13 protein-coding genes are annotated in these 12,222 nt (G+C 61.5%); 2 read left to right on the top strand and 11 right to left on the bottom strand.

The window, feature by feature from the left end; genetic code table 11:
* Positions 1–170: 170 nt before the first annotated feature.
* The 4 genes from QM470_RS20585 to QM470_RS20570 all read right to left on the bottom strand — a co-directional run bounded on the left by QM470_RS20585 (position 171) and on the right by QM470_RS20570 (position 3,884).
* Positions 171–929 carry an iron ABC transporter ATP-binding protein gene (locus QM470_RS20585; protein WP_272970742.1) on the bottom strand — a complete coding sequence of 253 codons (759 nt, stop codon included), beginning with the start codon at positions 927–929 and terminating at the stop codon, positions 171–173.
* Positions 926–1,939 (bottom strand): iron chelate uptake ABC transporter family permease subunit, encoded by a 1,014-nt coding sequence (locus tag QM470_RS20580; protein WP_502846869.1) that lies wholly within the window; start codon positions 1,937–1,939, stop codon positions 926–928. Before QM470_RS20580 ends, QM470_RS20585 begins: the two co-directional genes overlap by 4 nt.
* 3 nt (positions 1,940–1,942) lie before the next feature.
* Positions 1,943–2,872, bottom strand: coding sequence for an ABC transporter permease (locus QM470_RS20575; protein WP_283340576.1), 930 nt, complete (start codon positions 2,870–2,872; stop codon positions 1,943–1,945).
* An 85-nt stretch (positions 2,873–2,957) separates the two neighbouring features.
* A complete protein-coding gene (locus tag QM470_RS20570) occupies positions 2,958–3,884 on the bottom strand; it encodes a siderophore ABC transporter substrate-binding protein (protein WP_283340564.1) in 927 nt (308 codons plus the stop codon).
* A 250-nt stretch (positions 3,885–4,134) separates the two neighbouring features.
* On the opposite strand from QM470_RS20570, the gene QM470_RS20565 reads away from it, so the two are divergent.
* Both QM470_RS20565 and QM470_RS20560 read left to right on the top strand, forming a co-directional pair.
* Positions 4,135–4,941, top strand: coding sequence for a Wzz/FepE/Etk N-terminal domain-containing protein (locus tag QM470_RS20565; RefSeq protein ID WP_283340563.1), 807 nt, complete (start codon positions 4,135–4,137; stop codon positions 4,939–4,941).
* Between the two features lie 267 nt (positions 4,942–5,208).
* A complete protein-coding gene (locus QM470_RS20560) occupies positions 5,209–6,096 on the top strand; it encodes a lipopolysaccharide biosynthesis protein (RefSeq protein WP_283340562.1) in 888 nt (295 codons plus the stop codon).
* A 160-nt stretch (positions 6,097–6,256) separates the two neighbouring features.
* Here the strand turns inward: QM470_RS20560 and QM470_RS20555 are convergent, their stop codons facing one another.
* The 7 genes from QM470_RS20555 to trpE form a co-directional block, all read right to left on the bottom strand.
* Positions 6,257–6,976 (bottom strand): uracil-DNA glycosylase, encoded by a 720-nt coding sequence (locus tag QM470_RS20555; protein WP_283340561.1) that lies wholly within the window; start codon positions 6,974–6,976, stop codon positions 6,257–6,259.
* A 172-nt stretch (positions 6,977–7,148) separates the two neighbouring features.
* The gene (gene trpC / locus QM470_RS20550) at positions 7,149–7,985 is read right to left on the bottom strand and encodes an indole-3-glycerol phosphate synthase TrpC (protein WP_280024753.1); all 837 of its coding nucleotides are present in this window, start codon (positions 7,983–7,985) and stop codon (positions 7,149–7,151) included.
* Positions 7,986–8,142: 157 nt separating this feature from the next.
* Complete coding sequence (locus QM470_RS20545) at positions 8,143–8,301, bottom strand: hypothetical protein (protein ID WP_283340560.1); 159 nt, start codon at positions 8,299–8,301, stop codon at positions 8,143–8,145.
* The gene (trpD, locus tag QM470_RS20540; protein WP_283340575.1) at positions 8,298–9,332 is read right to left on the bottom strand and encodes an anthranilate phosphoribosyltransferase; all 1,035 of its coding nucleotides are present in this window, start codon (positions 9,330–9,332) and stop codon (positions 8,298–8,300) included. Before trpD ends, QM470_RS20545 begins: the two co-directional genes overlap by 4 nt.
* A 158-nt stretch (positions 9,333–9,490) precedes the next feature.
* Entirely contained in the window at positions 9,491–10,072 is a 582-nt protein-coding gene (locus QM470_RS20535; protein WP_066541387.1) for an anthranilate synthase component II, read from the bottom strand.
* Positions 10,069–10,410, bottom strand: a complete 342-nt coding sequence (locus tag QM470_RS20530) for a chorismate mutase (protein ID WP_283340559.1) — start codon at positions 10,408–10,410, stop codon at positions 10,069–10,071. Before QM470_RS20530 ends, QM470_RS20535 begins: the two co-directional genes overlap by 4 nt.
* On the bottom strand, positions 10,410–11,909 hold the full coding sequence (gene trpE, locus QM470_RS20525) for an anthranilate synthase component I (RefSeq protein WP_283340558.1): 1,500 nt from the start codon (positions 11,907–11,909) through the stop codon (positions 10,410–10,412). The genes QM470_RS20530 and trpE overlap by 1 nt, the downstream gene beginning before the upstream one ends.
* Between the last annotated feature and the right edge of the window lie 313 nt (positions 11,910–12,222).

Raw genomic sequence — 12,222 nt, 5'->3', positions numbered from 1 at the left:
GCAGTGCATCCCTGTCGGTGGGGAGCGGCCTGAAACCGGCCGTACCTGCTACCAAAAAACAAGCGCCGGCATAGCTGCCGATGACCGCCACTGTGCCAGCACCGCTACCAACCGCAGACACACTGGCTACACAGGCACGGCGGTGTGCCCCACCCCCATGGGGACGGCCATCACGCAAAGTAGTGGCACAAGCGCTGGCCCTGGATCTCGTGCACCGAGACGGGGATGCCGTAGAGCGCGCTCAGCACCTCGTTGCGCACCACGGTGGCGGGCGTGCCGATATAGGCCAGTTGCCCGTCCTTCATGGCCACGATGTGGTCGGCATAGCAACTGGCAAAGTTGATGTCGTGCAGCACCACGACCACGGTCTTGCCGCGCTCGTCCACCATGCGGCGCAGCAGCTTCATCATGGTCACGGCATGGGCCATGTCCAGGTTGTTCAGCGGCTCGTCCAGCAGAATGTAGGGGGTGTCCTGGCACAGCACCATGGCGATGTAGGCGCGCTGGCGCTGGCCGCCAGACAGCTCGTCCAGAAAGCGCTCGGCCAGGTCCTGCAGGTGCAGGTATTCCAGTGCTTCGTCCACATGGCGCAGGTCGTCGGGCGTCATGCGGCCCTTGCTGTGCGGAAAGCGGCCAAAACCCACCAGGTCGCGCACCGTCAGGCGCAGCGTGCTCTGGTTGTCCTGGCGCAGGATGGCCATCACACGGGCCAGCGCATCGCTGGCCGTGGTGGCCACATCCAGTCCGGCCACACTGGCGCTGCCGCTGCTGATGGGCATCAGGCGGCTAACCAGCGACAGCAGCGTGCTCTTGCCTGCCCCGTTGGGGCCGATGATGGCCGTGAACTGCCGCTCCGGAATCTGCACCGTCACACCGTGCAGCACGGTGGTGCTGCCATGGCGCTTGACGATGTCGCGCGTCTCGATCATTGCTTTCCCCTGCGCATCAGCAGCGCAATAAACACCAGGCCGCCGACGAACTCCACCACCACCGACAGCGCAGAATTGAAGCCCAGCACCCGCTCCAGCACCACCTGGCCGCCCAGCAGCAGGACGGTTCCCCACAGCAGCACGGCCGGCAGCACCCAGGCGTGGCGGCGCGTCCCCATCCACTGGTAGGCCATATTGGCCACCAGCAGGCCGAAGAAGGTCACCGGCCCCACCAGCGCGGTCGATACCGCCACCATGGTGCAAACCACCAGCAGCAGTTGCAGCACCTGGCGGCGATAGTCCAGCCCCAGGTTGATGGCCGCATCCCGCCCCAGCGCCAACACGTCCAGCACATGGCGGCGGCGCCAGAAGAAGCCACCGCCCAGCAGCAGCAGGATGCCGGCAGGCAGCAGCAACGGCGTCTGGATGGTGTTGAAATTCGCGAACATGCGGTCCTGCAGCGAGGCGAACTCGTTGGGATCGATCATGCGCATGGCAAAGCTGGTGAGGCTGCGAAACAGGATGCCCGCCACCATGCCCACCAGCAGCATCAGGTGCAGGCTGCTGGCCTGGCCCGCAAACAGCCAGCGCACCAGCAACACGCTGAGCACCACCATGCAGACAATCTCCAGCCCGAACTTGGGCACCATGCCCAGCGCTACCAGGCCCACGGATCCCAGTACCAGCACCAGCACCGCCTGCAGCAACTGATAGAGCGCATCCAGGCCCATCACCGCCGGCGTCAGGATGGTGTTGTGCGTCACGGTCTGGAACACCACGGTGGACATGCCCAGCGCACAGGCCACTACCAGCATGGCCGCCAGCTTTGTGCCGCGGTGTTGCAGCACAAAGGCCCAGTCGGCCTCCACGCCCACGGTCATGAACGCGGTCATGGCCAGCAGCGCCAGCACGGCCAGCAGCCCCAGCCGCGCACCCGGGCGCTGCCAGCGCTCCGGCGCCACACGCGCGGGCTTGGCATCCGCCACGGCGGCAGGATTCAAGGTCGGCATGCTTCAGCCCTCCCGCTTTCGCTGGCGCAGCAGGATGGCCAGGAACAGCGCACTGCCCACCACGCCCATCACCGTGCCCACCGGAATTTCATACGGGGCAATCACCAGGCGCCCCACCAGATCGCAGGCCAGCGTCAGCCCGGCACCCGCTGCCGCCACCCACAGCACACTGCGGCGCACGTTGTCACCCACCATCAGGCGCACCACGTTCGGCACGATCAGCCCCACAAAGGGAATGCTGCCCACCGTGACCACGATGCAGGCCGTGACCAGCGCCACCACGATCAGCCCCTGCCAGACCAGCGCCTTGTAGTTCAGCCCCAGGTTGGTGGCGAAGGATTCACCCAGGCCCGCCACCGTGAAACGGTCCGCCGCCAGGCAGGCCACCACGGTGACCGCCAGCGACAGATAAAGCATCTCGTAGCGACCTTCAACAACGGCCGAAAAATCGCCGTTCGACCAGGCACGCAGCGACTGGATCATGTCGTGCTGGTAGGCCAGGAAGGTGGTGCCCGCCTCGATCACACCCGCCAGAATCAGGCCCACCAGCGGCACGATCCACGCCGTGCGCAGGCGGATGCGCGACAGTGCGCCAATGAACAGGCCGGTGCCCGCCAGCGCAAACAGCGCCGCCACGCCCATCTTGGCCATCACCGGCCAGTCTGGCGCCCACAGAATGCACACCAGCATGCCCAGCGTGGCCGATTCCACCGTGCCCACGGTGGATGGCTCCACAAAATGGTTGCGTGCCAGCATCTGCATCAGCAAGCCCGCCACCGCCATGGCCGAACCGGCCAGCACCAGGGCCAGCGTGCGCGGCACGCGCGAGTACATCAGCACCTGGGCCACCAGATCGTCCTCGCTGCGGCTCCACAGTGTGTTCCAGGACACATCGCTGACGCCCACGGCCAAGCTGGCCATGGCCAGCGCCATCAGGGCAACGGCGGCGGCGACGACCTTGGCACTGCCCCCGGCCCATCCGGACGCGGGTGGCGGGGATGGACGGGTGCGGGGCGCCTTACTTGCCGAAAGCATCGGACAGCTGCTTCAGGTTCTCCCTGAGCGCGCCCGGACCGGCGTTGGACAGCAGATACCAGTTTGCTGCGTTCAGGTAGACGATGTGCTGGTTGCGCCAGGCCTTGGTGGCATGCACCAGCTTGGTGTCCAGCAGCTTCTGGGCCGAAGCACCTTCGCGGCTGATGGCCGCATCGCGGTCCAGCACCAGCATCCAATCGGGGTTGGTCTTGAGCAGGTACTCGAAGGACACGGCCTGGCCATGCTTGGAGACCTCGATCTTGTCCTTGATGGGCTGCACGCCAAACACCGTGTACAGCATGTCAAAGCGCGAGCCCGGGCCGTACACGCTCATCTTGCCGCCATTGGTCATCAGCATCAGGGCCGAACCCTGCTTCTGTGCCTTGGACTTCACATCGGCGATCTCGGACTCGATCTGCTTGATCTCGGCCGCCCCCTTCTGCGGCACGCCATACACGGCCGAGATGGCGCGGATGTTGCGGTAGATCTGCGTCAGCTGGTCACCGTCGCCGATCGTCACATCCAGCACGGGTGCGAATTTCTTCAGTTCGTCGATCTTGGGCAGCGTGCGGTTGCCGGCAATGATCAGGTCGGGCTTGAGGGCCTTGATTTTTTCGTAATCGGGCTCGAACAGACTGCCGATCTGCGGGTACTTGGCGGCATCCTTGTAGCCCGCCAGCAGCGGCGGCAGCGCCTGGTTGGGCACACCGTGCACTGCACCGCCCAAGGTCTGGATGATGTCCAGCGCGCCCAGGTCATAGACCAGCACGGTCTTGGGCTGCAGCGGCAGAGACACCTCACCGGTGTTGTCCTGCACTTTCACATTCGCCGCCTGCACCGCCGACCACGACAGGGCCAACACCACACCCAAGCCCGCCAACGTCTGGCGGCGCGTCCACAAACCTTGCATATCCATTCCTTTGCAATGCCTTCAGGGGACCGAAGGCCCATCGAATTCATTTTATGAGAATCATTCTCATTGAAAATTGCAAAGACCATGCCCTATGCTTGGTATTAGGGTTGTGCAGACACCTCGTATTTCTCCCGCATTCATTCACTTCGCAGCTGCGTTTCCGCAATTTGAAATTCAAAGCTTCAGGCTACACTTTGAAACTTCTTTGCAGCAAGCACATTCACTCCCATAATAAAAATTTCCCGCCATGCCACCCCATATATCTCCGGCAGAAAATTCCCTTTCAGAAAAAGAAATAGATTTACACGATATTCTAAAAATAATCACTGCAAGAATCAATTCCATCGTACTTCTCACATTGCTGGGCGCTTTCATCGGTTGGTTAAGCACATTCAGCATTCCCCCGCTCTTCAATAGCGCGTCAATACTGAACGTGGAGGCATCGAAGCAAGATGGAAAATATCCAAAATTCACAAGTGAAGTTATTTTCAGTCTAATCAATAACAGCCAGGAATTCAAAGAGCTGACTCAAGGTGGCCGGTTCGGCGATTTCGCAATAATCACCCCTTCCGTCAGCGCCAAAGATCGCTTGCTGATCATCACCGCCAGCGCATCTACCCCGTCCAAAGCTGTAGAACTCAACGAGAAGGTGCTCGAAACTGTGTACCGACTGACCGCTGCGAAAGGAACAAAAGCAGCGCAACTCGGTTCAATGATCGAAAGCGAGAAAAATCGCCTCGCGCAGATTTCCCAGACACTGCTGGATGTGGACAAGAGCGAGTCCACACAAAGCGGAATCGATGTGCGACTCGTCAACAACCTGTTGAATTACAAGCTGGAGCGCGAGCTGAGCATTGCCAGGCTTCAGGATGATCTAGAAGGCGTGACAGAAAACAATATTATTCAAGCGCCCAGCGTACCTACACACCCAGCCCCTGGTAACGAAAAATTAAAGATCGCAATTTATGCCGGAATCGGACTATTCATTGCACTATTTTACATATTGCTTCAGTTTTTCATGAAGTCAAGGCAGAATATTTCAAGGAATAAATGAAATATAAATATCATTCAAAATGAATATATCGAAAATAATAATCGATACACAAAATATCTATCGCATGCAACCATTTAAGGGCATGCTATTTTATTTCTAAAATAGAACATTATTTTTTTACATGCATCATCGACACTCCTGTAGCTCCTTAGCATGCTTGGGCGGGAGAAAAATACCGACTGTCTGTAAAAATTTAATAAAGTGTAAAAAGAGTTGATTCGACATCCAAAACCGCTAAGGTGACAGGACACCCACTTCCTGCAAGCTATGTCAGTCGATGCCCCTACGCCGGAATCTTTGGAAAAAAACACTGACGAAATAGACCTCCTTGATGTACTACTGATACTTGCACAACACATCAAACTCCTCATTGCGGGCCCCATACTGGTCGGAAGCTTGTGCCTGGTCGCCAGTTTTTGGCTTCCCAAGACCTTCGAAAGCACCTCCATACTGGATGCCGACAAGCAAGGCATCAATGTCAGCCCCTCGGTTATCGCCAATCTGGTGACATCAGCCAACTTGCTGGAAGCGGTCGCCGTGGAGCTTGGCCTGGAAAAAGACGCCTCGAAGGCCTCGCGGATTAAGACCATGACCACGTTGGTGCATGCCAGCCATGGCCGTCAGGACAAGCTGGTCACGCTGCGTACCTTTGGACGTACTCCAGAACAGGCGCAACAGCTCAATGCAGCGATCTGGAAGCACTTGTTCACCATGACTCTCCCTCGCGGTGGGGAACTGCAACGACTGCAAAGCATGCTGAAAACCGAACAGGCCCGGCTCGACGAAGGCAATGAACTGGAACAGGCGACAGCACAACTGCTGCAGAAAGGGCGTGGAACAGACAACACAGCCCGTTTGTATGGTGAACTGCTGACCACCAACAGTGAACGGATGCGCACCATTGTCAAGCTACAAACGCAAATGGAAGGCCTGACTGTGGATGACCTGGTTCAGACCCCCACATTGCCGGAGCTGGCGATCAAGCCCAAACCATCCCTGATCGCCGTCATGGGTGCCGCAGTCACGGCCGTGCTTCTCCTGCTCTTCGTATTTGCGCGCCACGCACTGCAAAGTGCAAGCCAACGCCCGGAACTGGCGGACAAAGTTGCACGCCTAAGGGCACTATTTGGCCAGCGCACTCGCACCGCCATGTGACAGCTGCATCAGCACATGGCGCCCAGCGACGCGTTCCGACGTGAGGTGCAGCTTCCGATTGCAGAGATAAGCAGGCGACACCCTGCAGTAATGGCTTTTCAGCTCCTCTGCAGACCATGCGCCCACCGCCGGGCTGTTCAGCAGTGGCTGTCCGTCCGCCTCAATACCCGTGCGTGTCCCGAAACCGCTTGGCTTGCCCAAAGTGCCCATTGCCGATGAAGGGCACGGGCGGGCGCAATGCGGACAGCGGCGAGGGGTGGTTGCTCATCAGCACCAGGTGGCCGCGGTCCTGCGGGATCAAGAGGCGCTTGGACTGGGCATGGCTGCCCCAGAGCATGAAGACCGTGGGCCGGCCCTGTTCGGCCACCTGGCGGATGATGGCATCGGTCAGCAGCTCCCAGCCGCGCTTGCTGTGGCTGGCGGCCTGGCCTTCTTCCACGGTCAGGCAGGTGTTGAGCAGCAGCACACCGTTCTGCGCCCACTTCACCAGGCTGCCACCGGGTTGCGGGAATGGGGGAAATGGCGCCCCCAGGTCGCGCTGGATTTCCTTGAAGATGTTCTGCAGCGAAGGCGGCAGCCGCACGCCGCTGGCCACGGAAAACGCCAGCCCTTCGGCCTGCCCTCGGCCATGGTAGGGGTCCTGCCCGAGAATGACCACCCGCACATCCTCGGGCGCGGTCAACTCCAGTGCACGCAGCGGCTGCGGCGGAAACACCACCGCCCCCGCATCCAGGCGCTGCTGCAGATAGTCCAGCAACTGCTGGCCGGAGGGCGAGAAGAAGAACGCATCCACGGCCGCCTGCCAGCCTGGCGCCACGGCCCAGTCACTGGGATTGGCGCTTTCCAGTTGCGTCGCTGTTCCAGCACTTGCATCGGACATTTCAGACCACTTTCCTACTCAAAAACACAAACGGCCAGCGTGCGCAGCGCAATGATTCTGGCGCGCCCCCTGCACTTGCCAGCCCGCCCGCGTGCACCAGCCATCCCCTGCACACCATCCGTCACCGCACAGCGTGCCGCTGCCTACAGAGACGCTATGCCGTGCAATGGCCTTACTTCTTGGGATGGGCAAACAAGGCGGCCAGCGCTTCGCCCGGCTCATCCGCACGCATGAAGGCTTCACCCACCAGAAAGGCGTTGATGCCCGCATCGCGCATGGTCTTCACATCGTCACGGGTCATGATGCCGGACTCGGTCACCAGCAGGCGGTCGGCCGGCACCTGCTTTTGCAGGTCCAGCGTGGTCTGGATATTGACTTCGAAGGTCCGTAGATTGCGGTTGTTGATGCCCACCAGCTCGGTCTTGAGCTTGAGCGCCCGCTCCAGCTCCGCACCGTCGTGCACCTCCACCAGCACCGCCATGTCCAGGCTGTGGGCGATCTGCTCCATCTCCGCCATCAGGCTGTCTTCCAGGCAGGCAGCGATCAGCAAAATGCAGTCGGCACCCATGGCCCGCGATTCGTAGATCTGGTAGGGGTCCACCATGAAGTCCTTGCGCAGCACCGGCAGCAGCGTGCTGGCACGAGCCTGCTTCAGGAAATCAGGCTCGCCCTGGAAGAACTGTCTGTCGGTCAGCACCGACAGGCAGGCGGCCGTGGCGTTGCCGTGGATCTTCGCCTTGGTATTGCTGTTGCCCACCATGTAGCTCTGGGCAATGTCGGCCGGATCGAAGTCCGGACGGATCACACCCTTGCTGGGGCTGGCCTTCTTGATCTCTGCAATCACACCGGCCTGGCCGGCTGCGATCTTGGTGCGCAGCGCACCCACGAAGTCGCGTGTACTGACACGGCTTTCGGCATCGCGGCGCATGGCCTCGAACGGCGTACGCTGCTTGGCTTCCGCCACTTCCTGCACCTTGACGTCGCAGATTTTTTTCAGAATGTCGGACATATGAGTTCCCTTGTTCGTCGCAGCCCCTGACGGGGCTTTCTATGCATTCGATTGTCGCGCCTTGCCTGCGGCCAGCCACATCACTCCATCGGTAAGCCCTCCAGGCTGCCGCGTGGCGCATGCTATGCAGCACCCACCCCGCCGGGGCCTGCATGCTTCAGTCCGCGGGCGGCAGCGGCTTGTCAGGCGCCGGCGTGCGGGCGATCTGCAGGATGATGCGGTGCATCACCACCCCAACCACCAGGAACAGCAGCGAAATGCCCAGCACGATCCACGTGCCGGCATCGTTCCAGATCGGGGCATCGAGCAGGCTCATGCAGACAGCTTGCCCGTGTAGGCCACCAGTTGCTGCAGCTTCTGCAGCGCGGCACCGCTGTCCAGTGCCTGCTGGGCACGCAGCAGGCCGTCCTCGATGCTGCTGGCCACATTGGCCGCGTACAAGGCAGCACCAGCGTTCAGGCAGACGATGTCACGCGCTGGCCCCTGGTCGCCTTGCAGCACCCCCAGCAGCATAGCCTTGGATTCCTCGGGGTTCTCCACCTTCAGTGCACGCGTACCCGCCATGCGCAAGCCGAAGTCTTCGGGGTGGACTTCATACTCGCGCACCACGCCGTCCTTGAGCTCGCCCACCAGCGTCCCGGCACCCAGGCTGATTTCGTCCAGGCCGTCGCGGCCGTAGACCACCAGTGCGTGTTCAGCGCCCAGGCGCTGCAGCGCACGCACCTGGATGCCGACCAGATCCTCATGGAATACTCCCATCAGGATATTGGGCGCACCGGCCGGGTTGGTCAGCGGGCCCAGGATGTTGAAGATGGTGCGCACGCCCAGTTCCTTGCGCACCGGCGCCACATTCTTCATGGCCGGGTGGTGGTTGGGTGCGAACATGAAGCCGATGCCCACATCGCGGATGCAGTCCGCAATCTGCGTGGGCTGCAGGTTGATATTGATGCCCAGCGCTTCCATGGCGTCGGCACTGCCGCTTTTGCTGCTGACGCTGCGTCCACCGTGCTTGCTGACCTTGCCGCCGGCCGCCGCGATCACAAAGGTCGAGCAGGTCGAGATGTTGAAGGTATTGGCACCATCGCCGCCGGTGCCCACAATGTCCACCAGGTGGGACTTGTCGTGCACCTGCACCTTGTTGGAGAACTCGCGCATCACCTCGGCGGCGGCGGAGATTTCGCCAATGGTTTCCTTCTTGACGCGCAGACCGGTGACGATGGCGGCGGTCATCACGGGCGAGAGCTCGCCGCGCATGATCATGCGCATCAGGTGCAGCATCTCGTCGTGGAAGATTTCGCGGTGTTCGATGGTGCGCTGCAGCGCTTCCTGGGGGGTGATGGCGTTGATGGTGGCCATGGTCCGTATTCCTTTGCGGTGGCTGGTACTGCCTGGCAGGTCCGAGGCGCCGGGTTTCAGGTTGTTTTTGCTTGGAAACCGAAGCGGCCCGCACACAGCAGCGGTGCAAAATGAAAGGGCCGGCTGCTGGTGGCAGCGCGGCCCGGGGTTTATTTCTGTTCCAGAAAGTTCTTCAGCATGGCGTGACCGTGCTCGGTGAGGATGCTTTCCGGGTGGAACTGCACGCCCTCCACGGCCAGCGTCTTGTGCCGCACGCCCTGGATCTCGCCGTCCTCACTGGTGGCGGTGATTTCCAGGCAGTCCGGCATCGTGGCCCGGTCAATGACCAGCGAGTGGTAGCGGTTGACGGTGAACTGCTTGGGCAGATCGGCGAACACGCCGCGCTGGTCGGTAGTGATGACACTGGTCTTGCCGTGCATCTGCTGGCCCGCGCGAACGATGTCGCCACCGAACGCCGCGCCAATACCCTGGTGGCCCAGGCACACCCCCAGCACCGGCAGCTTGCCGGCAAAGTGCTGGATGGCTGCCACCGAAATGCCCGCTTCCGCCGGCGAACAGGGACCGGGCGAGATCACAATGCGCTCGATGCCCTGCTCTGCCACCAGCTGGATCACCGCGTCCAGCGTGGTTTCGTCGTTGCGCACCACGGTCACATCCGCCCCCAGCTCGCCCAGATACTGGACGATGTTGTAGGTGAAGCTGTCGTAGTTGTCGATCATCAAGAGTTTCATGGCTGCTCCCCCTTGGGCTGCAGTCCGGCAGCGCGCAGGCGTGCCAGCTCCTGGTGTTCGTAATCGATATAGCACTCCATCATGGCGCGGTACAGGCGTTCGATCAGGTCGGGATTGCCGCCCTGGGCCAGGGCCTGGGGCCGCACCCTGTCGATGATGGTCTGGATGCGGGCTTCATCGCGCACCAGGGCTTCGTCATTCTTCACCGTGGCGGCCTGGGTCATGTAACCGCTGCGCTCCACCAGCAACGGCACCAGGATGTCGTCCAGCGCATTCACGCCGGCACGCACTTCTGCCATGGTGCTGCAGGTTTTCACTTTGTCGATCGCGCGCGTCATTACTCAAGTCCTTCTTCTACCAGCTCTGCCGCGCGCAACATGGCGCGGGCCTTGTGTTCGGTTTCTTTCCACTCCATCTCGGGGATGGAGTCGGCCACCACACCGGCCGCCGCCTGCACGTACAGCATGCCGTCCTTGATGACGCCGGTGCGAATGGCAATGGCCATGTCCATGTGGCCGGCAAAGCTCAGATACCCCACGGCGCCGCCGTAGATGCCGCGCTTGGTGGGTTCCAGCCTGTCGATGATCTCCATGGCGTGCACTTTGGGCGCGCCCGACAGCGTGCCCGCCGGAAACGTGGCCTTGAGCACATCCATGCTGGTCATGCCGTCCTGCAAAATGCCTTCGACGTTGCTGACGATGTGCATCACATGGCTGTAGCGTTCCACCACAAAGGCCTCGGTCACCTTCACGCTGCCGGTCTTGGCAATGCGCCCGATGTCGTTGCGCGCCAGATCGATCAGCATCACATGCTCGGCACGTTCCTTGGGGTCGTTCACCAGCTCCAGCTCGGCGGCCTTGTCCTTCTCGGGGGTGGCGCCACGCGGGCGTGTACCGGCCAGGGGGCGGATGGTGATCTTCTCGCCCTCCTCCACTTTCTCCTGGCGCACCAGAATCTCGGGGCTGGCCCCCACCACCTGGAAGTCGCCGAAGTGGTAGTAGTACATATAGGGGCTGGGATTGAGCGAGCGCAGCGCGCGGTACAGCGCCAGCGGCGATTCGGTGTAGCGCTTGTGGATGCGCTGGCCGACCTGCACCTGCATGAAGTCGCCGGCTGCAATCAGTTCCTTGGCCTCGCCCACCGCCTTCAGGTAGTCCGCCTTGGCAAAGCTGCGCTCGGCCGGGTGGCTGTCACCGCCCTTGATCTGGGGCGCACTGACCGAGTAGCGCAGCTGGTCCTTCAGCTGGCGCATGCGGCGCTTGGCCTTGGAATACGCCTCGGCCTCGGCCGGGTTGGCATAGACGATGAAGTACAAGCGCCCCGACAGATTGTCGATGACGGCCACTTCCTCGCACTGCAGCAGCATGATGTCGGGCGTGCCCAGCGTGTCGGGAGGGCAGCTGGCTTCGAGCTTCTTCTCAATGTAGCGCACCGCGTCATAGCCGAAGTAGCCGGCCAGACCGCCGCAGAAGCGCGGCAGGCCGGGCACCAGAGCCACTTTGAAGCGCTTCTGGTAGTCGGCAATGAAGTCCAGCGGATTGCCGACATGCGTTTCCACCACGGCGCCGCTGGTCACGACCTCGGTCTTGGCCGCCGCGCCAAAGCCGCTGGCACGCAGATGGGTGTGGCTGGGCAGACCAATAAAGCTGTAGCGGCCAAAGCGTTCCCCGCCGACGACGGACTCCAGCAAAAAGCTGTATTTGCCGTCGCCGTTGGCATGCGCCAACTTAAGGTAGAGGGACAGCGGCGTTTCGAGGTCGGCAAACGCCTCGGTCACCAGGGGGATGCGGTTATAGCCTTCGCTGGCCAGGCTTTTGAATTCGAGTTCCGTGATCACAGGAGCAGATTCCCATCGCGGGCGGCGCTCCGGTCTTGTGGGGCCCAAGCAGGCCCACGGGCGCCGCGGGTTCATTCTTTGCGCCCCGTGCGCAACGGCAGGGGCTACGGGTGCACGCGCGGCAATGCACCCGCGTGCGTGTTAAACGGTCATGACGAATGGCTTGCGCCAGGGCCAGGCTCCCCGGTCCGCGCAACCTGTGATGAACACGTAGTGAATGAACATAGCGCCAAAGTGTAGCAAACCTGCGCACGACCCGGCGGATGGGATGCATCTTGTCCTGCAATCCCGACCATCGCGCCCGCCCATGGCC

This window comes from Comamonas sp. 17RB (genome assembly GCF_030056555.1).
In the GTDB taxonomy this organism is placed as follows: Bacteria; Pseudomonadota; Gammaproteobacteria; order Burkholderiales; family Burkholderiaceae_C; genus Comamonas; species Comamonas terrigena.
This window is presented reverse-complemented; position numbering and strand designations above follow the sequence as displayed.